The organism is Curtobacterium sp. MCPF17_003, assembly GCF_003224385.1.
Classification (GTDB): domain Bacteria; phylum Actinomycetota; class Actinomycetes; order Actinomycetales; family Microbacteriaceae; genus Curtobacterium; species Curtobacterium flaccumfaciens.
The window spans coordinates 194472-215775 of the sequence record NZ_QKLC01000002.1; the positions used below are offsets into that span (position 1 = coordinate 194472).

Consider the following 21304-nt stretch of genomic DNA (forward strand, 5'->3'; position numbering starts at 1 on the left):
GGGCTGCGAGGCTACCGCCAGATGACCCCCGGAGGTGTCCCATGGCGACCGACGACCACGGCTTCGCGACCGAGCAGGTACACGGCGGCTTCGTGCCCGACGCCGGGCACGGCGCCCGGGTCCCCGCGATCCACATGTCCTCCGGGTTCCTGTTCGACGACTTCGACCAGGCCCGCGACCGCTTCGCCGACACCGACGACGGCTACACCTACACGCGCCTCGGCAACCCCACGAACGCCGACGTCGAGCGTCGCGTGGCGCTGCTCGAACGCGGTGTCGCAGCGATCCTGGTCGGCAGCGGTCAGGCAGCGGCCACCGTGGCGTTCCTCGGCCTGCTGCAGGCCGGCGACCACGTCGTCAGCGCCCGGAGCATCTACGAGGGCACCCGCGGCCTGCTGCTGCAGAACCTCGGCCGGCTCGGCATCGAGGTCGACTTCGTCGCCGACGCCCGCGACCTCGACGCCTGGGCCGCCGCGGTCCGACCGAACACGAAGGCGTTCTTCGCCGAGACGATCCCGAACCCGAAGAACGACGTCCTCGACATCACCGGCGTCGCCGAGACCGCGCACCGCGCCGGCGTCCCGCTGATCGTCGACAACACCCTGGCCACGCCGTACCTGGTGCGCCCGGTCGAGCACGGTGCGGACATCGTCGTGCACTCGGCGTCGAAGTTCCTGTCCGGCCACGGTGCCGGACTCGGCGGCGTGGTCGTCGACGGCGGCCGGTTCGACTGGACCGCGGCCCCCGAGCGCTGGACGCACCTGACCAGCCCCGAACGGTCCCTCGGCGGCGAGAGCTACGTCGAGCGGTACGGCAACCGGGCGTTCGCCGTGTTCGCCCGCGACGTCGTCGCCGCACGCATCGGTCCGGCGCCGTCCCCGTTCAACGCGTTCCTGCTCCGCCAGGGCATCGAGACGCTGTCGCTGCGGGTGGAACGCCACTGCGCGAACGCGCTGGCCGTGGCGTCCTGGCTGGACCAGCAGCCGGAGGTGACGAGCGTCGACCACGCGGGCCTGGCCTCCAGTCCGTTCCACGACCTCGCCCAGCGCTACCTGCCCCGCGGGGCCGGGTCCGTCTTCGCCTTCACGCTCGCCGGTGGCGAAGCCGCCGCGCGGGCGTTCATCGACGCCGTGCAGCTGTTCAGCCGGATGACCCACCTGGGCGACGTGCGCTCCCTGATCCTGCACCCGGCCACCACCACGCACGTCGGCCGCACGCCGGAGGAGCGAGCTGAGCAGGGGATCAGCGACGGCTTGATCCGCCTGTCGGTCGGCATCGAGGACGTCGCGGACCTGCTCCGCGACCTGGAACGCGGGTTCGCCGCGGTGCGGTCCTCAGACGCCGCCGCCGGCCTGGAGGCGCGTGGAGCGTCGGACGCGCAACGCACAGCGGTCGGTGGGCCGGCCCTCGACCGGCAGGAGCGCTGAATGGCCGGGCTGCAGCACTTCGGGTACTTCTTCTCGCGCGGCTTCGGCCCCCAGGCGTGGGGGCGGTCCGACTGGGACTGGGGCCACGACTGGACGAAGCCGGACCTGTACCAACAGTCCGTCCGGACGCTCGAGCAGGCCGGCATGGACCTGGTCATCGCCGAGGACGCCGTCTCGCTCGGCTCCCCCGCGACCCTCGACCTGCGCATCCGGCAGGCGTACGGCGGCCCGAAGCACGACCCCCTCCTGCTCGCCCCGTACCTGTTCGCCGCCACCTCGCACATCGGCATCGCGCCGACCGTCAACGCGGGCATCACCCCGCCGTACCTGGCGGCACGGCAGTTCGCGACCCTGGCGCACCTGTCCTCGGACCGGCTGGGCATCAACGTCGTCACCGACGTCGGCAGCGCACGCCACGCCGGCCTGCCGCCGCTGCCGCACGACCAGGCGTACGACCGCGCCGAGGAGTGGATCACCCTGCTCCGCCGGCTCTGGCACTCGTGGGGCGACGCGTACGTCGGCGCACCGGACTCCTGGCACTTCGCGGACGGCGACGCCCTCGACGCGTTCCACCACGAGGGCGCCCACTTCACCGCTGACGGTCCGCTCAACGCCCTGCCGTTGGCGTCGGACCCCGTGGTCGTCTCCCCCGGTGGCTCGGGCCGGGGGCTCGCGTTCGCCGGCACCCACTCGGACGTGCAGCTCGCGCTCGCGCCGCTGTCCGCCGCCGCGGTGACGGACTACCGCGCCCGGGTGATCGCGGCAGCCGAGGCCGCAGGGCGGTCCACTGCGGACCTGCGGATCCTGTTCGTGCTCAAGCCCGTGATCGTGTCCTCGCCGGAGGAGGCCGACCGCATCGTCGCGGCGTCCGAGCACCCCACCGACGACGCGCTGCGTGCGGCGGCGGTCGCGTGGTCGAGCGACTCCGAGACCGACCTGCTCGCGCTCGACCTGGACGCCCCGGTGCCCGACGGGACCTTCGGTGAGCACGTCTCGGCCGGCACGATCCGCGGGCTGCTCGGGGACACCCCGGACGCACCGCTGCGGGAGCTGCTCACCCGCAAGGCGCGGCAGGGGCGGATCGCGTCGGGCTCGGGGTCCGGATCGCGGTCCGGGTTCGTCGGGACCGCGGACGAGTTCGCGGACTTCATCGAGGAACTCGGCAGCGACGCCGACAACGACGGGATCATCTTCTCGGGCGACCTGCACCCGGTGCAGATCCACCGGATGTTCGGCGACCTGGTGCCCGTGCTGCGGCGCCGCGGGCTGCTGCGACGGGAGTACGGCGCCGGAGGGATCCGGGGGAACCTGTTCGACTTCTAGCGGGAGCGGCTGCGAGCTACTTCTTCTTCTTGGACTTCTTCTTCCCGTCGTCGTCCTTCTTCTTGGACTTCTTCTTGTCGTCGTCCTTCTTCTTGGACTTCTTCTTGTCGTCGTCCTTCTTCTTGGACTTCTCCTTCTTCCCGTCGCCGTCCTGCTTCGACGTCGCCTTGCTCGCACCCGCCGGCAGCGGCAGGACGGCCGACACAGCCTCCGGCTCCGCCTGCGCGGCGTCAGCGTCAGCGTCAGCGTCAGCGTCAGCGTCAGCGTCAGCGGACGCAGGCTCGTTCTCGGGCGACTCCACCCCGTCGATCGGCTCGACGACCACGGCCGACCCGGTGTCCAGCTCGACGTCGACCGCGTGCTCCTCGAGCACCGGCGCCAGGGCGTCGGCGACCCGTTCGACCGTCAGCACCGCGTCCGCCTCGGCGAGCCGGAGCAGGGCCTGCGCGGCCCGCACCCGGGTGGTCGCCTTGCGCGCGAGGACGTCCGACCGCGCCCCCTCGAGGAACGTGCGCAGCTCGCGTTCCACGGCGGAGCGTCCGCGCGGGGCAGCGCGGTCGAGCCGATCGAGTTCCCCGGCGACCCCGGAGACGTCGTCGGCGACGTGCTCGTGGCGGACCGACTCGACGAGCGCGGCGATGGCGGACGCGGCACGTTCGACCCCGGCCGAACGCTGGTCGAGCACGACGAGCATCTCGACCACCGAGCCGTACGTGACGGTCTCGAGCCGCACCGGTTCGGCACCGCGACCGCGCACGACCAGGCGGGCGTCGGGGTTCGGCAGCCAGGCCGCGAGGGCCGCGACCGTGGCGACGGAGCCCACGATCCGCTCGTACTCGCTGAGCACCACTCGTTCCTGCTCCCGCAGACGGACACGGATCGCGATCTCCTGCACCACGTGCTGACCTCTCGTTCGGGTTCGACGCGAGCGTGTTCTGCGCGCCTGCTCCGGAGCGTAGTCCTCGGACGTGGCGGAACAGCGAACGCCCCGGCACTGTCCAGGGACGGTGCCGGGGCGTTCAGGTGGCGCAGCGTGACAGCGGTTCGTCGTTCGGCGAATGGTGGAGATGGGGGGAATCGAACCCCCGTCCATCGCTGCAATTCGACGTCTTCTACGGGCGTATCCGGATAGTTCGTTCTGCTCGGCCCCGTCCTTTGCTACCGGCTTCTAGGACGACGGGCCCAGTCTCAGTGCAAGTCCCGCACGGCCCTGAGGCGCAACCGTGCAGCAAGTCCTCTGGATGACGCCGGTATCAGGTTAGAAGACGATCACCTGGCCGACGGACTTCATGTGCTGGGCTGCTTACGCAGCGAGAGCGAAGTCAGTGCGCTTGGAATTGGCACTTGTTGTTTTCCACGGATCGTTAACGAGATAACCGTGGGTCCTCGGCCCGCTTCCCGTCGGCACACAGGCAATGTCGAAACCGATCATCCCCATGCGGGCCGGACGTGCGAGCCGCTGTCACGCTGTTGAGTTGCCAATGCCCCTGTCGGAGCAGTCCCTCAGTCTAGCCGAGGAGATACGTCGGCGCTACTCGCCGACGCGGTTCCGGGTGCGCATGGCCCGCTCGGCCTCACGCTTGTCGGTCTTCTCGCGCAGCGCCTGGCGCTTGTCGAACTCGCGCTTGCCCTTCGCGACAGCGATCTCGATCTTGGCCCGACCGTCGTGGAAGTAGATCTGCAGCGGCACGAGCGTGTACCCGCCCTGGGCCGTCTTGTGCGAGATCTTCACGATCTGCTGCTTGTGCAGGAGCAGCTTGCGCTTCCGTCGGGGCGAGTGGTTGTTCCACGTGCCCTCGGTGTACTCCGGGATGTGCACGGCGTCGATCCACGCTTCGCCACCGTCGATGTAGGCGTACCCGTCCACCAGGGACGCCCGCCCCATCCGCAGGGACTTCACCTCGGTGCCGGACAGGACCATGCCCGCTTCGTACGTGTCCTCGATGAGGTAGTCGTGCCGGGCGCGACGGTTCGTCGCGACGATCTTCTCCCCGCGTTCCTTCGCCATGACGACTCCTCTCGATGGTGACCGGTGCAGTGTGCTGCGTGGGTCTTCCCGCGCAGCCCTACAGACTACTCAACACGAAGCGGGCGGCGCACCTTCCCGGCGCGCCGCCCGTTCGCGGATGCTGTGCTGGGTCAGACCTTCAGGTACCGGCGGATGGCGATCGACGCCGACGCCGCGGCGAGGAGCACGCCGATCACGATCACCGCCGGGACCACGATGGCCGCGTCCCCCATGCCGATGAACGCCGTGCCGGTGAAGCGCTCCGCCAGGAAGTTCCGGACGAAGAACCAGACCACGGCGGTGATCGCGCCACCGGCCAGGACGGCTCCGATGGCGGCGGCGATCACCCCCTCGAGCACGAACGGTGTCTGGATGAACCGGTTCGACGCACCGACGAGCCGCATGATGCCGAGCTCTCGCCGTCGACTGAACGCCGACAGACGGATCGTCGTCGCGATGAGCAGCACCGCCGCCACGAGCATGAGGGCCGCGATGCCGATCGCCGTGTACGACGAGGCGTTGAGCAGGTTGAAGATCGGCTGCAGGTACCCGCGTTGGTCGACGACGCTCTGCACGCCGGCGACCTTCGACAGGCTCTCGACCAGGACGTCGGCCTGCGAGGGGTTCTTCAAGTTCACCCAGAAGGTCTCGTTCAGGTACTCCGGCTTGACGAACTCCGTCGCGGCCGAGTCCTTGAACTGCTCCTTGAACCGGGTGAAGGCCTGGTCCTGGTTCTCGTAGTAGGTCTTCTCGATGTACGGCTTGAGCGTCGACGAGTCGAGCTGCGCCTGGACCTGCTCGCGCTGGTCCGCGGTGGCCTTCGCGCCGGTGCAGTTGCCCGTGGTGTCGGTGTCGGTGCACAGGTAGACGGCGACCTGCGCCCGGTCGTACCAGTACCCCTTCATCTGGTTGATCTGCATCTGGAGCAGGATCGCCGTGCCGACGAAGGTCAGGGAGATGAAGGTCACGAGGACGACGGAGACGACCATCGACGCATTGCGCCGCAGGCCCGAGCCGACCTCGGACATGACGAGCCCGAGCCTCATCGGATGAGCCCCGGGATCGTCTGGATGCCGGTGGTGTTGGACACGGTGCCTCGCTGGATCGGGACGGCCTGGGTCTGGTAGCCGCCGGACTGCTCGTCGCGCAGGACGGTGCCGTTCGAGAGCTCGATGACCCGACGCTGCATCTGGTTCACGATGCTGGCGTCGTGCGTCGCCATCAGCACGGTGGTGCCTCCCTGGTTGATGCGTTCGAGGAGCGCCATGATGCCGGCGGAGGTGGTGGGGTCCAGGTTTCCGGTGGGCTCGTCGGCCAACAGGATCGCCGGCTTGTTCACGACGGCGCGGGCGATGGCCACACGCTGCTGCTCACCACCGGAGAGTTCGTGCGGCATGCGGGTGGCCTTGCCGGCGAGCCCGACGAGCTTCAGCACGTCGGTCACGGCCTCGCTGATGAAGCCCTTGCTCTTGCCGATGACCTGCAGCGAGAACGCCACGTTGTCGAACACGTTCTTGTTCGGCAGCAGACGGAAGTCCTGGAAGACCACACCGAGGTTGCGGCGGAAGTACGGGACCTTCCGCGATGCCAGGGACCCGAGGCGCTGCCCGAGCACGTGGATCTGCCCACTGGTGGGCTTCTCCTCCTTGAGCACGAGGCGCAGGAAGCTGGACTTGCCGGAACCGGACGCGCCCACGAGGAACACGAACTCGCCCTTGAGGATCTCGAGGGTGAGGTTGTCGAGCGCCGGACTCGGGTTGCCCGAGTAGACCTTGGTGACCTGGTCGAATTTGATCATGACCGGATCAGGGTAGGTCGCCCCGCTTGGAAAGCAAGCGAGGCGCGCGGCTCACGAACCCCTACTCGGCGGCGGATTGCTTGCGCCAGCGGATGCCCGCGTTGATGAAGCCGTCCAGATCACCGTCGAACACGGCTGAGGGGTTGTTCACCTCGTGCTCCGTCCGGAGGTCCTTGACCATCTGGTACGGCGCCAGCACGTAGGAGCGGATCTGGTCGCCCCAGCTCGCCGTGATGTTGCCGGCGAGTTCCTTCTTCTTCGCGTTCTCCTCTTCCTTCTTCAGGAGGAGCAGGCGCGACTGCAGCACGCGCATGGCGGCAGCACGGTTCTGGATCTGCGACTTCTCGTTCTGCATCGAGACGACGGTGCCGGTCGGGATGTGCGTCAGGCGCACCGCGGAGTCAGTCGTGTTGACGGACTGCCCGCCGGGGCCCGACGAGCGGAACACGTCGACGCGGATGTCGTTCTCGGGGATGTCGATGACGGCGGTCTCCGGCATGAGCGGGATGACCTCGACCGCGGCGAAGGACGTCTGGCGCTTGCCTGCGGCACCGAACGGCGACATCCGCACCAGGCGGTGGGTGCCGGCCTCGACCGACAGCGTGCCGAACGCGTGCGGGGCGTCGATCTCGAACGTCGCGGACTTGATGCCCGCTTCTTCGGCGTACGAGGTGTCCATCACGGTGGTCTTGAAGTTGTGCTGCTCGGCGTACCGCAGGTACATGCGGAGGAGCATCTCGGCGAAGTCCGCCGCGTCGACACCGCCCGCGCCGGCACGGATCGTGATGACCGCGGGACGGTCGTCGTACTCGCCGTCCAGGAGCGTCTGCACCTCGAAGTCGCCGATCATCTTCTGGATCGCCTTGAGCTCGGCGAGGGCTTCGTCGGCGGACTCCTGGTCGTCACCCTCGTTCGCCATCTCGACCAGCACCTCGAGGTCGTCGATGCGCTGCTCGGTGTCGGTGATCTTCTTCAGCTCCGACTGGCGGTGCGAGAGCGCGCTCGTCACCTGCTGCGCGTGGTCGACGTCGTCCCAGAGGTCCTGGGCCCCGGCCTGCTCGCTGAGGTCGGCGATCTCACGCTGCAGGCGGTCGACGTCGACCACCGAGCGGATGTTGCCGAAGGTCTCGCGAAGGGCGGAGAGCTGCTCGGTGAAGTCCAGTTCGACCATGGTCATCGATCCTACCGGCGCGAGTCCGACTCGGCCGACCGGGAGGCCCGGTGTCGGTCCGTCCCGCTGGTCGCGGTCTTCCCCCACGCGCCCTGCACCCCCGCTCCGTCCCCGCAGCACCGGATGACCGGCGCTTCGTCATCCGGGCCTCCGGTGCGACCTGGCGATGGCGTACCGTCGCAGCCGCACGCCTCCGCGGCGCTCGGTCGACAGCAGGACGGCGTCGTAGTGCTCCAACACCCCGATGGAGCCGTCGTTGTCATCGCGGCAGACGGCGATCACCGGGTCGATCCCGACGCGCGATGCGTGCGCGAGCACCTGGCCCAGCGCCCACGTCGCCACGCCTCGGCCCCTCGCCGACGGGCGGATCCCGTACCCGACGTGGCCGAACCGCTGCACGCCGTCCGCGTCTCCCGGAGCCCGGAGTGCGATCCCGCCCAGGACGCGGCCGTCCTCGACGATCCACCAGAGCGCTCCGGGTCTGGCGTGCAGTCGTCCGACCCAGGTGCGGAACCCGTCCTCGTCGCCGACGTCGTCGTGGGCGGTGATCCCGAAACCGTCCTCGTGCACGCCCGGCCCCCACTCGGCATGCGCTTCGGCCCACGCCTCGTACAACGCCGTCTGCGGTCTCACCAACTCGAGCATGTCCAAGTATCACAACGAAGCGGGTCGGTACGTCAGGACCAGAACCATGACCAGCCCCGCAACCGACCCAGCCGGAGCCGATCGATGGGCAGCCGCCGCCCGGCTCGCCGACGGCCAGAGCGACGACGGGTTCCACCGTCGCCGGACGCGCGTGTTCGTGTGGGTGGGGGCACTCGTCCTGGTCTCGTGGGCGGTCGGGGTGGTCCTGGCGCTGGTGCTGGTGCCGGCCACCGGGAGCAACCACGCGAGTGGCGGCGGTGGCGTGCAGCTGCTCCTCCAGCTCCTGCTGTTGCTGCTCGGGCTGGTCGTCGGCATCGTCGGTTTCGTGTGGGCGTACCGCTCCGGTCACTACGTCACTCGCTGGCGATCGGTGAGCAGCCCGCTCTCGCGCGCTGAGCAGCGGTCGGTGCGGCGTCAGATCGCCGGCAAGGAGCCGGTCGACGACGAGCACGCGGACATCGTCACCGCGGTCGCCGTGCAGAACCGTCGAGCCACGCTCGGCATCCTGCCGATCTTCGGCGCCCTGATGCTGTTCGCCGCGTCGACAGCGGTGAGCACGGACAGCGTGGCCATCAAGCTGCTCGAGCTCGTCGCGTCGCTCGCGTTCGTGGTCGGGCTCGTGCAACTCGCCTTCCAGTACCGGCGTGCCGGGCGCTTTCTCTCGGAGCGGCCGCTCAGCTGACGCCGTCCGCAACACTCGGCCGTCGGCGGCGTCGGCGCCTCAGGGCCAGCAGGAGAATGACCAACGACGCGGCTCCCCCGAGGAAGACCCCCGCTCCGATCCACGTCGTGACGAACGTGCCGTGCCCGAAGAGCGCGTTGATGAGCATGCCGAGCCCCACTGCCACAGCCGTGAGCAAGCCCGCGCAGGTCGGTTCGAGCCACGGAGGCGACAGGAGCGACCGTCGGTCGACCGGCAGGCCGCGGTCCAGTCGAGCGCGCGCAGCTTTCTCGCGGTCCTGGATCGCGATCCCGATCGTCGGTCCCCAGAACGCCACCGTCGCCTGGCTGCCGTCGGGATCGACCAGGATCAGGATCGCCATCGTCGCCACCGCGCCGCTGAGGTACCACCAGGGGAAGACCCGACGGATCGGGACGGCCCAGCGGCTGTCCGGCCGGGTGCCGTTCCGAGGGTGGCGCTCACCGCTGTTGGTGGCCATGGTCAGCGCTCCCGGCGCAGCCCTCGGATGAGCAGAGCGGTGCACACCAGCATCGTGCCGGAGAGGAGCATCGCGGCCCCGAGGACGGCAGTCGGTGTCCTTCCTGCGGCCACGAGCAGGACGATCCCGATGAGAGCGAGCGGATCACCGACGAGCAGGCCCACCAGGTCGGCGCTGCCCTCTGGTCTCGGAGTGGTCACGAGATCAAGCTACTGGCGCGCACGTGCGAGCTTCGCTTCGAACGCCGCAGCGATCTCGTCGTTCCACTCGGTCGAGCGGTACCAGTTGTCGTCCCGCGGCGGTCTGACGCGCGCTGGACGGCGGACGTCCCCTGCGTCGTGTACGTCGTCCTGCCCCAGCACCACGAGCAGCAGTATGCCCTGGAAGGGGACCGGCGTCAGCGTCGCAGCCGAGATCGCCGGTGTCCCACCCAGGCACTGACCAGGACGACGACCGCGCAGACGAGGGTGACGAACCCGAAGGGCCGGGATCCCGCCTGGGCGAACAGCGCGACCGAGACCCCGAAGAACACGATGCCGAGCAGGGCGAAGACGACCCACACGGCGGACGAGCGAAGCATGCCCGGAGTCAACCACTACCGCCCGAGCAGCGGCTCCCTCGATGCCATCCCCGCGGCACCGGCCCGTGCGACGGCATCCGGCAGCGCCGCCAGGAACGCGTCGACGTCGGCATCGGTCGTCGTGTGGCCGAGCGTGATCCGGAGCGCACCACGGGCGTCCTGCTCCGACAGCCCCATCGCGAGCAGCACGTGCGACGCCTCGGGCACACCGGCCTGGCACGCCGATCCGGTCGAGACCGCGACCCCGGCGGCGTCGAGCAGGAACAGGAGCGAGTCGCCCTCGCACCCGGGGAACGTGAAGTGCGCGTTGCCCGGCAGCCGGTCGACGGGGTCCCCCATCAGCACCGCTGACGGCACGGCTGCACGGACCCCGGCGATCAGCCGGTCCCGCAGGGCGACGAGCGACGGGTGCGGCATCGGCTCGGCGACGACCGCGCTGGCCGCCACGCCGAAGGCCGCAGCCGCCGGGGCGTCCTGCGTGCCGCTCCGCACCTGCCGCTGCTGCCCACCACCGTGGATGAGGGGCTCGACGGTGGCCTTCCGTCCGAGCACGAGCGCACCGATCCCGACGGGCCCACCGACCTTGTGCGCGGAGACGCTGAGCGCGTCGAGGCCGGACCCGGCGAACGACACCGGCACCTGCCCGTAGGCGGCGACCGCGTCGCTGTGCACGGGCACGCCGGAGGCGTGCGCGAGCTCGACGATCCGTGACACAGGCTGGATGGTGCCCACCTCGTTGTTCGCCCACAGGAACGTGACCAGGGCGACGTCCGAGGCGTCGGCGAGCCGCGCCTCCAGTCCGGCGAGGTCGACGCGACCCTGCGCGTCCAACGGGACCACGTCGATGACGGCGCCCTCGTGCGTCTCCAGCCAGGTCAAGGTGTCGACGGTGGCGTGGTGCTCGCCACCCGGGACGACGATGCGGGGCCGCCGGCGGTCGCGCTGGCGAGCCCAGAACAGGCCCTTCACGGCGAGGTTGATGCTCTCGGTGCCGCCGGAGGTGAACACGACCTCCACCGGGTCGGCGTCGAGCGAGCGGGCGACGGCGGCGCGGCCGTCCTCGAGCAGCATCTTGGCGCGCTGACCGGCGCTGTGGATGGACGACGGGTTGCCGACGGTGCCCAGGGCATCGGTGAAGGCGGCGAGCGCCTCCGGCAGGATCGGCGTCGTCGCGGCGTGGTCGAGGTAGACCGACAAATGCACCCCCTGGATCGAGCAGTGTCCAGGATACGCGCCGGTCCTCGTACCCTTGTCGCGTGCACGAGACAGCGATCGACCTCACACCGGGGTTCTCCCTGGGCGGGACCGTCCCCCGGTTCACCCTGCGGTCCGCGACGGCGACGGGCGTCGTCCTGGTCGTGGCGAGCGCGGGAAGCGCCGACGGCGCGGACGGTGCCGACCGCACCGACGGCGGGCCGACCCGGCACCCGCTCGAGCGGGTGCCGGACACGGACGTGTGGACCGGCGAGGTCCCCGGGATCATGCCCGGCGACCGCTACCACCTGCTCGTCGACGGGCCGGTCGGGCCGCGACACGAGTTCGACCCGACGCGTCCGCTGCTCGACCCGTACGCGCGGGGCATCCTGCCGACCGGCGACGAAGAAGCGGCCGGTCCCCGCTGGACCAGCGTGGTCGTCGACGACGCCTTCGACTGGGGCGGCGTCGTGAAGCCGCAGGTCCCGCTCGACCGCGCTGTCGTGTACGAGGCGAACGTCCGCACCCTGACGGCAGCGAACCCGCACCTGCCGCAGCACCTGCGCGGCACGTACGCCGGGGTCGCCCACGAGACCACGATCGCGCACCTGCACCGCATCGGCGTCACCACGCTCGAGCTGCTGCCCGTGCAGGCGTTCGACACCGAGCGGTGGCTCCGCGACGCCGGTCGTCAGAACGCCTGGGGCTACAACACGCTCGGTTTCTTCGCCCCGCACGCCGCGCACGCCTCGGCGCCTGCGCAGCAGGAGGGCGCCGACGCCGTCCTGCGCGAGTTCAAGGGCATGGTCCGGCTGCTGCACGAGGCCGGCATCCAGGTCGTCCTGGACGTCGTCTACAACCACACCGCGGAAGAGGGCCTGGGTGGTCCGACGACGAGCCTGCGTGGCATCGACGGTGCGAACCGCTACCGCTGGGCGCAGACCGACCCGCCCCGCCGGGACACGTACTACGACACCACCGGGTGCGGGAACACGCTCGACACCTCGGTCGAGGCGACGGCGGACCTCGTCGTCGACAGCCTGGTGTACTGGGCGCGCGAGGTGCAGGTCGACGGGTTCCGCTTCGACCTGATGGCCGCCCTCGCCCGCGACGGCGAGCACCGGTTCGACCCGTCGCACCCACTGCTCGAGCGCATCCGGAACCACCCCGACCTGCAGGACACCCTGATGATCGCCGAGCCGTGGGACGTCGGCCCGGACGGCTGGAAGACCGGGGCGTTCGGCGCGGCCGGCCAGCGCACGAGCGAGTGGAACGACGGGTTCCGCAACACGGTCCGCCAGTTCTGGCTCACCGACATCGCCGAGGAGCGCCGCACCGGCCTGCCGCAGACCGGGATCGGCGCGCTCGCCGGAGCCCTGACCGGCTCGCGTCACGTCTTCGGCGCCGACCGCGGCCCGCTGGCGAGCGTCAACTTCGTCACCGCGCACGACGGCTTCACCCTGCTCGACCTGGTGTCGTACGACGGCAAGCACAACGAGGCCAACGGCGAGGACAACCGTGACGGCTCGAACGACAACCGCTCGTTCAACCACGGCATCGAGGGTGACACCGCCGACCGCGGGGTCCGCGCCGCGCGTGGTCGGTCGATGCGCAACCTGCTGGCGACCCTGATGCTGTCCGCCGGGGTGCCGATGCTCACCGCCGGTGACGAGCGGAGCCGCACGCAGCACGGCAACAACAACGCCTACGTGGTGTCCGACGACCTGACCCCGGTGGACTGGTCCGACGACGAGGACGCCGAGGCGATGACCGAGGCCGTCGCCGCGCTGGCCCGGTTCCGGCAGGCGCACCCGTCGCTCCGACCCACCCGCTTCGGCGTCGAGGGGCAGGAGACCCCGGGGGCCTCGCGGATGTCCTGGTACGGACCCGACGGGCACCCGATGACGATCGAGGGCTGGGACCAGCCGGTGCACCGCGCCCTGCAGTACTTCGTCGAGTCGACGCCCGAACACGAGCCCTTCGACCGCGTCCTGGTGGTGGTGCACGGCAGCGGCCGCACCCGCGACCTGACCCTGCCGGTGCGCGAGGACGTCCTCGGGTACCGGCTGGCCTGGTCGAGCGAGAAGCACCGCGACCACGAGCGCCTCCGACCTGCCGGGCAGGTCTTCACCGCCTACGGCCCCGGCATCCACCTGTTCGAGGTGGCGTAGCGCCGAGCAGTCGGGTGCGGCCCGGCGCCGCGACCGGCCGACGGACGGGAGGCCCGTGGCGGCTCCGCCACGGGCCTGGCGTCCGGTCCTCCACAGGCTCCACGGCGCGCCCGGCCCGCCACAGCGGGCCGATTCCGGGGAACGCGGAGCCGCCCGCCGGGTAGCGTCGCTTCCGTGGCCACCGCAGACCGACCCCGCCGCCCGAAGATCGGGCGCATCCCGATCACCGAGCTCGCCCCGAGGACGCCGAACGGCTTCCCCGGCAAGGCATTCGACGGCGAGGTGATCACGTTCGGTGCAACCGTCTTCCGAGAAGGACACGGCATCATCGGCGCAGACCTCGTCCTCGAACGCCCAGACGGTGGAACCCGCACCGTCCCCATGACCCTCGGTGCCCCCGGCACCGACCGCTACGAAGCCACGGTGCAGGTCGACCACGTCGGCGTCTGGACCTGGCACGTCGAGTCGTACTCCGACGACTGGGCGAGCTGGCTGCACGGCGCACGCCTGAAGATCGCGGCCAGTGTCGACACCGAGGCGACCCTGCTCGACGGCGCCGTGCTGCTCGACCGGCTGGCCGAGGAGACCGACTCCCCCGCCGCCACCCGTGCCGCCGCGCGCGTCCGTGACACCGACCTCGACCCGGCCGAACGCCTGGCCGCCGTCGACGACCCGCGCATCGTCGCCGAGGTCGAGGAAGCACCGCTCACCTCGCTCCGCACGCACTCCGCCACCCAGCTGCTCGACGTCGAACGCACCCGCGCCGGCGTCGGTGCCTGGTACGAGTTCTTCCCCCGCTCAGAAGGCGCGAAGAAGAACCCCGACGGCTCCTGGAAGAGCGGCGACTTCCGCACCGCGGCCCGCCGTCTGCCCGCCGTCGCCCGGATGGGCTTCGACGTCATCTACCTGCCGCCGATCCACCCCATCGGCACCACCGCCCGCAAGGGGCCGAACAACACCCTCACGCCCGGGCCGAACGACCCCGGCAGTCCCTGGGCGATCGGCTCTCCCGAGGGCGGGCACGACGCGATCCACCCCGACCTCGGCACCGAGGACGACTTCCGCGGCTTCGTCGAGACGGCGAAGAACACCGGCATGGAAGTGGCGCTCGACTTCGCACTGCAGTGCTCCCCCGACCATCCCTGGGTCACCCAGCACCCGGAGTGGTTCACACAGCGTGCCGACGGCTCCATCGCGACCGCCGAGAACCCGCCGAAGCGCTACCAGGACATCTACCCGATCCAGTTCGACACCGACCCCGAGGGCCTGGTCACCGAGGTCGAGCGCGTGCTGCGCCACTGGATCGACTTCGGCATCCGGATCTTCCGCGTCGACAACCCACACACCAAGCCGCTCTGGTTCTGGGAGCGGGTCATCCGTGAGATCCGCGACGAGCACCCCGACACCGTGTTCCTCGCCGAGGCGTTCACCCGCCCGGCGATGATGCGCGCGCTCGCCGAAGCCGGGTTCCAGCAGTCGTACTCGTACTTCACCTGGCGCAACACCAAGGACGAGATCGAGGACTACTTCACGGAGCTCTCCCACGAGACGAGCGACTACCTGCGCCCGAACCTCTTCGTGAACACCCCCGACATCCTCACCGAGTACCTGCAGTTCGGCGGCCGTGCCGGCTACAAGGTGCGCGCGGCGCTCGCCGCCACCGGTGCACCGACGTGGGGCATGTACGCCGGCTACGAGCTCTTCGAGGACGTCGCCCGACCGGGCTCCGAAGAGAACATCGACAACGAGAAGTACGAGTACAAGCCGCGTGACTTCGCCCTGGCCGAGGCCGAAGGTGCGTCGCTCGCGCCGTACGTCACGATGCTCAACCGCTTCCGGCAGGCGCACCCCGCGCTCCGACAGCTGCGGAACCTGCACGTGCACGCCGCCGAGGACCCGGCGATCGTCGTCTACTCGAAGCACCTGTCGGGCGAGTACATCCGGTCAGGACGCCCCGACACCGTGATCGTGGTCGCCAACGTCGACCCGCACTCCGCCCGTGAGACCACCGTGCACCTGGACCTCGCCGCACTCGGTCTGCCGACCGAGGGCCTGTTCGACGTCCGTGACGTCGTGACCGGTCAGCGCTGGACCTGGGGCGCGTCGAACTACGTCCGCCTGGATGCGTTCCAGGAGCCCGTGCACCTGCTCGTCGTGGAAGGACCCCACCGATGATTAACGACCCGACCGACCCCACGAAGCGTGGACCGGCCGTCCCGCCGGTGCCGCCTCCGCCGCCGGCCGTGCCGCGGTACGAACCGAAGGTGTCCGCGCCCGACGAGGACCTGCCCGGAGCCCCGCCGGCGCAGCGCGAGGCGCCCGACCGCGGGGTGGCGGAGTCCGCCACGCTCGCCGGGCACCCCGCCGATCCGACGCACCCGCGGCAGCCGTCCGTCGCAGCCGCCTCGGCGTCCGACACCCCGACGGCCCCGACCGGGGGCGCCGCGCCCGTGGTCCGGCCGGCCTCCGTCGAGGCTCCGGTCGCCCCGACCGCTGCTGCCTCGGCTCCGGCCGCCGCCGGTACGTCCACGGATCCGCGTCCGGCTCCGATCGAGGACTGGCTGCGTCTGCAGGTGGCCGAGGGCCGCTGGTCCCAGCCGCACGACGTGCTCGGCCCGCACCCGGTCGACGGCGGCACCAGCGTCCGCGTCGTCCGGCACCTGGCGCGTGCGGTGCGGATCGTCCGCCCCGACGGCGACGACATCGAGCTCACGCACGAGGGCGACGGGCTCTGGGCCGGTGCCACCGCCGGCCCGCTCGGTCGCTACCGCGTCGAGTCGGAGTACGACTACGACGAGTCCACGGACGAGGACGACGCCACGTGGACCACCGACGACGCGTACCGGTTCGCCCCGACGCTCGGCGAGCTCGACCTGCACCTGTTCGGCGAGGGCCGTGACGAGCAGCTCTGGCACCACCTCGGCGCACACGCCCGCACCGTCGACGGGGTCGACGGCGTCGCGTTCGCCGTCTGGGCACCTCGGGCGACCGCCGTCCGGGTGATCGGCGACTTCGAGGGCTGGGAAGGCCGCACCACCGCGATGCGCCGTCTGAGCGACCTCGGCGTCTGGGAGCTGTTCTGGCCCGGCGCCGTCGTCGGCCAGCGCTACAAGTTCCAGATCCTCACCGACTCCGGGTGGGTGGAACGCGCCGACCCGTTCGCCCGCGAAGCCGAGATCGCCCCGGCGACGGCTTCGGTCGTCACCGAGTCCACGTACACGTGGTCCGAGGGCGACGCCGCCTGGATGGAGCGCCGCGCCCAGACCACCACGCACGACGCTCCGATGAGCGTCTACGAGGTGCACCTCGGCTCCTGGCGCCCCGGCCTGTCGTACCGCGAGGTCGCCGACCAGCTCATCGGCCACATGGAGTACACCGGCTTCACCCACGTGGAGTTCCTGCCGCTCGCCGAGCACCCGTTCGGCGGCTCGTGGGGCTACCAGGTCACCGGGTACTACGCACCGACCGCGCGCTTCGGTTCGCCGGACGATCTGCGCTACCTGATCGACCGTCTGCACTCCGCGGGCATCGGCGTGATCATGGACTGGGTCCCCGGACACTTCCCGAAGGACGAGTGGGCCCTCGGGCGCTTCGACGGCTACGCGCTGTTCGAGCACCCGGACCCCCGCCGCGGCGAGCAGCTCGACTGGGGCACCTACGTGTTCGACTTCGGACAGCCGCAGGTGCGCAACTTCCTGGTCGCGAACGCGCTGTACTGGTTCGAGGAGTTCCACATCGACGGCCTACGGGTCGACGCGGTGGCCTCGATGCTGTACCTCGACTACTCCCGCACCGACTGGCTGCCGAACATCCACGGCGGCCGCGAGAACCTCGACGCGATCTCGTTCCTGCAGGAGACGAACGCGACGGCGTACAAGCGCTACCCCGGCATCGTGATGATCGCGGAGGAGAGCACCTCGTGGCCGGGCGTGACGCAGCCGACGAGCGCCGGCGGGCTCGGCTTCGGGCAGAAGTGGAACATGGGCTGGATGCACGACTCGCTCGAGTACGTGCAGCGCGACCCCGCGTACCGCAGCTACCACCACGACGAGATCACGTTCTCGTTCGTCTACGCCTTCAGCGAGCAGTTCACCCTGCCGATCAGCCACGACGAGGTCGTGCACGGCAAGGGTTCCCTGTACGGCAAGATGCCCGGCGACGAGTGGCAGAAGCTCGCCAACGTGCGCGCCTACCTGGCGTTCATGTGGGCGCACCCCGGCAAGCAGCTGCTCTTCATGGGGCAGGAGTTCGCGCAGCCCGCCGAGTGGTCCGAGGCGAAGGGCCTCGACTGGTGGCTCCTCGACCAGCCCGGCCACCGCGGTGTGCAGGACCTCGTCGCGGAGCTCAACCGCGTGTACAAGGACTCCCCTGCGCTCTGGACGCACGACTCGACGGCCGACGGCTTCGAGTGGCTCGAGGGCGGCGACGCACCGCACTCGACCCTCGGGTTCCTGCGGAAGGACGGCGACGACCGGGTTGCGGTGTTCGTGAACTTCTCCGGCGTGCCGGTGGAGCGTCGCTTCGGGCTGCCGACAGCGGGCGAGTGGCACGAGGTGCTCAACACCGACGCGGCCGAGTACGGCGGCTCCGGAGTCGGCAACCTCGGCGTCGTCACGGCGGAGGACACCCCGTGGGCGGGCCGCCCGGCCTCAGCGCACCTCGTGGTCCCGCCGCTCGGTGCCGTCTGGCTGAAGCTGGCCCAGTAGCCCGGCCAGCGACCGCGACGCGATCGACCGACAGACGGGAGGCCCGGTGCCAGCTGGCACCGGGCCTCCCGTCTGTCCGACGCTGCGTCCACCGTGATGCGCGAGACGCCGTCGTGTCCTCGAGACGCCCCGGACACACCGAGACGCCGCCGGATCCGGCGGCGTCTCGGTGTGACGACGGCGTCTTCTCCGCCGCGAGGACCCCTACGGGTCTAGTACAGGGCGTTCGCCAGGCGACGACGCGCCGCGACGACGCGCGGGTCCTCGCTGCCGATGAGCTCGAAGTACTCGACGAGCCGGACACGCAGGGCCTCGCGGTCATCGCCGAACACCGTCGGCACGAGGTCGAGCAGACGCCCGAATGCGTCGTCGACGTGCCCGCCCGAGATGTCGAGGTCGGCGACCGCCAGCTGCGCCTGGACGTCCTGCGGGCCGGCGGCCGCTGCCGCACGGATCTCGTCGGCCGTCCGGCCGTTGAGCCGGTCGAGCAGCGACACCTGTGCGAGGCCGGCGACGGCCATCTGGTCGTGCGGGTCCTGCAGGATCGCGGTCTTGTACTCCTCGATCGCGGTGGCGAAGTCGCCCCGCTCGATCGCGTCGTACGCGGCCTGGTGGTGCGGCGGGAGCGGCTCCGGCTCCGGCTCGCCCTGCTCGGCGTCGGTGGGGGCCGCTCCGCCGTCGACGGTGACGCGACCGGTCACGCCGTTCTGCTCGGCCGCCTGGAGCACCTGCTCGTAGACGTCGCGGACCTGCGCCTCGGGCAGTGCCCCGACGAAGAGCCCGAGCGGGCGTCCGCCGATCACGGCGGCCACGGTCGGGATCGACTGCGCCTGGAACGCCTGCACGAGCTGCGGGTTCGTGTCGGCATCCACCTTGGCGAGCACCACGCGGCCGTCGTACTCCGCGGTGAGCTGCTCGAGGATCGGCGAGAGCTGCTTGCACGGCCCACACCACTCGGCCCAGATGTCCACGATGACCGGGACGATGGTCGACAGCTGCAGGACGTCCTGGAACGTCGCATCGGTGACGTCGATCACGAGCGACGGCACCGTCAGGTCGGCGCCGTTCGCGGTGTCGGCTTCGGTACCGGGCACGGCACCGCCAGTGGAACCCGCCGGGGCCGGAGCACCGGACGGCTGGGGCGGCCGCTGTGCGCGGTCGACGAGGGACGACAGGTCCACGGCTCCGCGGAGCCCGGACGGGGTCGGGGGGATGTTGCTCATTGCACCTCACTCGCTGCGGTCAGGCCCTGTGTGAACCCGAGCAGGACCACTTTGCCATCCGAGGCGACCGGCGGCACGTAGAAGAGCAGCTGGACGCTGTAGGTCGCGCTGATGCCCTTCTTGCTCGTGTCCACGCCGGACAGTGCCTTGACGGCACCCTCGGTGTTCACCTCGGCGCCCGACGCGGTCGGGGTCACCTTCTCGACCTCGTCCAGGTCGGCGGAGACCAGGGCACCGGCGTCGTCGGTCGCGATGGCGACGGCGGAGTCGGCCGGGACCTCGGACGAGTACTCGATCTTCGCCGTGTCCGGCAGGGCCTTGGCCTTCTTGTCCTTGTACGCCTTGCCGATGGTGGTGCGGAGCGCATCACCCTCGCTCGCGAACAGGTCGGCGTACTCGCTGGCGGTGTCCTTCGACAGGATGTCGCCGTACGCGGTCGCGACCTGGTCGGGCTGGATCGTCAGGAGCTTCGACTCCGGCGCGAGCAGTGCGGCACCGATCGTCGTCGGCGCGAGGCTCGGGATCTTCGCGTCGGCCTCGAGCGAGACGTCGTACGCCACCTTGTACGGATCGCGAGCGGTGTCCTGCACCAGGGTCAGGGCCTGCGGGGCCGACTTGGCGTCGCAGTCCTCGGCGACGATCGTGAAGACCGTGCGCGGCCAGCTGTCGGTCTGCTGCGGCAGCGCGACGCACACCTGCGCGGCCGAGATCGCCGGCGGCGCCTTGACGTCCGTGTCCTTCGCGCGGATCGCGTAGTTCGCCTCGCGCAGCTCGAGCGCGGCGCCCGTGAAACGGGTCCCGGCGAGCCTGCTGTCGCGGGTCTCGTCAGCCTGCTTCGCCACGGCGGCGGTGCGCTGCACGACGCGGGTGATCTGCTGCTTGGTCGCAGCCGTCGGCTCGGTCGTCTCCGCAGCCCCCGTGGCAGTGGCCGTCGGGGTCGGCGTGGCGAGCGACGGGTCGCCGCCCTGCGGCCAGTAGTCCGAGGAACAGCCGGCCAGGGTCAGGGCACCGACGAGCAGCACCGGCACGCCGACGAAGGCGCGCGAGCCGCGGCGACCAGGACGCGGCACCTGCGCACCGGCTGCGGCAGCACGGCGCGAGGCGCGCACCCGCGGCGGCCGGCTGCCCCCACTGCGGCGACGGGGACCGCGGCCGCGGCGCTGGTGCAGGAACGCGAGGACGAGCAGCACGAGGCCTCCGACGACGAACACGCCACCGGCCACGAGCAGCGGACCGACCGCCGGGGTCGCGGTGTCCTGCGGCCAGGTGACGGACACGTCGTTCGGGGCCGCGGCCTTGCCGTCGCTGACGACCAGCACCGAGACGTCCTGCGGCAGACGCACGGTGAACTGCCCGGCGCCGTCGTACTCCTGGTACCAGAGGTCGCTGCCCCCGGGCGAGGGGACGCTGGTCTCGCTGCCCGTGGTCGACCCGACGAGCGAACCCTTCTCGGCGTCGAAGCGGAGCGTGGTGTGCTCGGCGTCACCGATCCAGGCGTCGACGTCGGCGGTCTTGCCGTAGGCCGCGAAGACCTTGCCGGAGCCGGACACGTTGATGCGCTGGTAGCCGGGGTTGGCGTTGAGGGTCGTCCCCGGGATCACCGTCACCGGGGCGGAACTGGTCGTCGAGCTCTCGGCCACGAGCGAGGACGGCGGCGCGAACACGGTCCGCTGTCCCACCGCCAGCGCCACGAGCAGCAGACCGATGACGAAACTGACGATCGCCAGGACGAATCGCACGAACTCTCTCCCTACCGCGCCGGGGTGGGGATGTCGGCGCGCGAATCAGCGACTCAGGATAGCGAGCAACGCTGGACAGTGCATCAATCCGCGCTGTCGCCGGACTCAGACGCCCCGCTCCGGCCCCCACTACAATCGGCAGCGGGCCGAACCTGGCCC

General features: G+C 70.7%; 18 protein-coding genes and 1 other RNA gene. 6 read left to right on the forward strand and 13 right to left on the reverse strand.

The features are described 5' to 3' along the window. The first annotated feature begins 41 nt into the window (after positions 1 to 41). Positions 42 to 1427, forward strand: coding sequence for an O-acetylhomoserine aminocarboxypropyltransferase/cysteine synthase family protein (locus DEJ30_RS03525; protein WP_110859070.1), 1386 nt, complete (start codon positions 42 to 44; stop codon positions 1425 to 1427). Then, on the forward strand, positions 1428 to 2750 hold the full coding sequence (locus tag DEJ30_RS03530) for an LLM class flavin-dependent oxidoreductase (RefSeq protein ID WP_110859071.1): 1323 nt from the start codon (positions 1428 to 1430) through the stop codon (positions 2748 to 2750). It begins immediately after the preceding gene. A gap of 16 nt (positions 2751 to 2766) precedes the next feature. Here DEJ30_RS03530 and DEJ30_RS03535 read toward each other — a convergent pair whose 3' ends face one another. From DEJ30_RS03535 to DEJ30_RS03565, 7 genes are all read right to left on the reverse strand, one after another. Continuing rightward, positions 2767 to 3648, reverse strand: a complete 882-nt coding sequence (locus tag DEJ30_RS03535) for a hypothetical protein (RefSeq protein ID WP_110859072.1) — start codon at positions 3646 to 3648, stop codon at positions 2767 to 2769. 161 nt (positions 3649 to 3809) lie between these two features. Next, positions 3810 to 4186, reverse strand: a transfer-messenger RNA (tmRNA) gene (gene ssrA, locus DEJ30_RS03540). A gap of 95 nt (positions 4187 to 4281) precedes the next feature. Then, the gene (gene smpB, locus DEJ30_RS03545; protein WP_027465851.1) at positions 4282 to 4758 is read right to left on the reverse strand and encodes an SsrA-binding protein SmpB; all 477 of its coding nucleotides are present in this window, start codon (positions 4756 to 4758) and stop codon (positions 4282 to 4284) included. A 131-nt stretch (positions 4759 to 4889) separates the two neighbouring features. Then, a complete protein-coding gene (ftsX, locus tag DEJ30_RS03550) occupies positions 4890 to 5804 on the reverse strand; it encodes a permease-like cell division protein FtsX (protein WP_027465852.1) in 915 nt (304 codons plus the stop codon). Beyond that, the gene (ftsE, locus tag DEJ30_RS03555; RefSeq protein WP_017888215.1) at positions 5801 to 6556 is read right to left on the reverse strand and encodes a cell division ATP-binding protein FtsE; all 756 of its coding nucleotides are present in this window, start codon (positions 6554 to 6556) and stop codon (positions 5801 to 5803) included. The genes ftsX and ftsE overlap by 4 nt, the downstream gene beginning before the upstream one ends. Positions 6557 to 6617: 61 nt before the next feature. Then, positions 6618 to 7727: a peptide chain release factor 2 gene (prfB, locus tag DEJ30_RS03560; protein WP_071244840.1), complete on the reverse strand. Its 1110-nt coding sequence runs from the start codon at positions 7725 to 7727 to the stop codon at positions 6618 to 6620. 138 nt (positions 7728 to 7865) lie between these two features. Then, the gene (locus tag DEJ30_RS03565; protein ID WP_220032925.1) at positions 7866 to 8360 is read right to left on the reverse strand and encodes a GNAT family N-acetyltransferase; all 495 of its coding nucleotides are present in this window, start codon (positions 8358 to 8360) and stop codon (positions 7866 to 7868) included. 58 nt (positions 8361 to 8418) lie between these two features. On the opposite strand from DEJ30_RS03565, the gene DEJ30_RS03570 reads away from it, so the two are divergent. After that, positions 8419 to 9054: a hypothetical protein gene (locus tag DEJ30_RS03570; protein ID WP_110859074.1), complete on the forward strand. Its 636-nt coding sequence runs from the start codon at positions 8419 to 8421 to the stop codon at positions 9052 to 9054. Here DEJ30_RS03570 and DEJ30_RS03575 read toward each other — a convergent pair. The 4 genes from DEJ30_RS03575 to DEJ30_RS03585 all read right to left on the reverse strand — a co-directional run bounded on the left by DEJ30_RS03575 (position 9047) and on the right by DEJ30_RS03585 (position 11309). Then, positions 9047 to 9532 (reverse strand): hypothetical protein, encoded by a 486-nt coding sequence (locus tag DEJ30_RS03575; protein ID WP_110859075.1) that lies wholly within the window; start codon positions 9530 to 9532, stop codon positions 9047 to 9049. The genes DEJ30_RS03570 and DEJ30_RS03575 overlap by 8 nt on opposite strands. Positions 9533 to 9534: 2 nt before the next feature. Continuing rightward, positions 9535 to 9732 (reverse strand): hypothetical protein, encoded by a 198-nt coding sequence (locus DEJ30_RS17745; RefSeq protein WP_111090468.1) that lies wholly within the window; start codon positions 9730 to 9732, stop codon positions 9535 to 9537. Positions 9733 to 9929: 197 nt separating this feature from the next. Further along, a complete protein-coding gene (locus tag DEJ30_RS03580) occupies positions 9930 to 10112 on the reverse strand; it encodes a hypothetical protein (protein WP_110859076.1) in 183 nt (60 codons plus the stop codon). Between the two features lie 15 nt (positions 10113 to 10127). Beyond that, entirely contained in the window at positions 10128 to 11309 is a 1182-nt protein-coding gene (locus DEJ30_RS03585; protein ID WP_110859077.1) for a cysteine desulfurase family protein, read from the reverse strand. Between the two features lie 59 nt (positions 11310 to 11368). Between DEJ30_RS03585 and DEJ30_RS03590 the strand changes: the two genes are divergently transcribed. The 3 genes from DEJ30_RS03590 to glgB all read left to right on the forward strand — a co-directional run bounded on the left by DEJ30_RS03590 (position 11369) and on the right by glgB (position 18183). Beyond that, a complete protein-coding gene (locus DEJ30_RS03590; RefSeq protein ID WP_110859078.1) occupies positions 11369 to 13477 on the forward strand; it encodes a glycogen-debranching protein in 2109 nt (702 codons plus the stop codon). A 174-nt stretch (positions 13478 to 13651) separates the two neighbouring features. After that, positions 13652 to 15652 (forward strand): alpha-1,4-glucan--maltose-1-phosphate maltosyltransferase, encoded by a 2001-nt coding sequence (locus tag DEJ30_RS03595; RefSeq protein WP_181419987.1) that lies wholly within the window; start codon positions 13652 to 13654, stop codon positions 15650 to 15652. Continuing rightward, positions 15649 to 18183 carry a 1,4-alpha-glucan branching protein GlgB gene (gene glgB / locus DEJ30_RS03600; protein ID WP_110859079.1) on the forward strand — a complete coding sequence of 845 codons (2535 nt, stop codon included), beginning with the start codon at positions 15649 to 15651 and terminating at the stop codon, positions 18181 to 18183. The genes DEJ30_RS03595 and glgB overlap by 4 nt, the downstream gene beginning before the upstream one ends. A gap of 212 nt (positions 18184 to 18395) precedes the next feature. Here glgB and DEJ30_RS03605 read toward each other — a convergent pair whose 3' ends face one another. Beyond that, positions 18396 to 19406 carry a tetratricopeptide repeat protein gene (locus tag DEJ30_RS03605; protein WP_110859080.1) on the reverse strand — a complete coding sequence of 337 codons (1011 nt, stop codon included), beginning with the start codon at positions 19404 to 19406 and terminating at the stop codon, positions 18396 to 18398. Next, entirely contained in the window at positions 19403 to 21145 is a 1743-nt protein-coding gene (locus DEJ30_RS03610) for a hypothetical protein (RefSeq protein WP_110859081.1), read from the reverse strand. The genes DEJ30_RS03605 and DEJ30_RS03610 overlap by 4 nt, the downstream gene beginning before the upstream one ends. Positions 21146 to 21304 lie beyond the last annotated feature (159 nt).

Coding starts and splice junctions, on each gene's coding strand:
- prfB (WP_071244840.1), bottom strand. CDS start 7,727: ATGGTCGAACTGGACTTCACCGAGCAGCTCTCCGCCCTTCGCGAGACC.
- ftsE (WP_017888215.1), bottom strand. CDS start 6,556: ATGATCAAATTCGACCAGGTCACCAAGGTCTACTCGGGCAACCCGAGT.
- DEJ30_RS03580 (WP_110859076.1), bottom strand. CDS start 10,112: ATGCTTCGCTCGTCCGCCGTGTGGGTCGTCTTCGCCCTGCTCGGCATC.
- smpB (WP_027465851.1), bottom strand. CDS start 4,758: ATGGCGAAGGAACGCGGGGAGAAGATCGTCGCGACGAACCGTCGCGCC.
- DEJ30_RS03570 (WP_110859074.1), top strand. CDS start 8,419: ATGACCAGCCCCGCAACCGACCCAGCCGGAGCCGATCGATGGGCAGCC.
- DEJ30_RS03605 (WP_110859080.1), bottom strand. CDS start 19,406: ATGAGCAACATCCCCCCGACCCCGTCCGGGCTCCGCGGAGCCGTGGAC.
- glgB (WP_110859079.1), top strand. CDS start 15,649: ATGATTAACGACCCGACCGACCCCACGAAGCGTGGACCGGCCGTCCCG.
- DEJ30_RS03525 (WP_110859070.1), top strand. CDS start 42: ATGGCGACCGACGACCACGGCTTCGCGACCGAGCAGGTACACGGCGGC.
- DEJ30_RS03575 (WP_110859075.1), bottom strand. CDS start 9,532: ATGGCCACCAACAGCGGTGAGCGCCACCCTCGGAACGGCACCCGGCCG.
- DEJ30_RS03530 (WP_110859071.1), top strand. CDS start 1,428: ATGGCCGGGCTGCAGCACTTCGGGTACTTCTTCTCGCGCGGCTTCGGC.
- ftsX (WP_027465852.1), bottom strand. CDS start 5,804: ATGAGGCTCGGGCTCGTCATGTCCGAGGTCGGCTCGGGCCTGCGGCGC.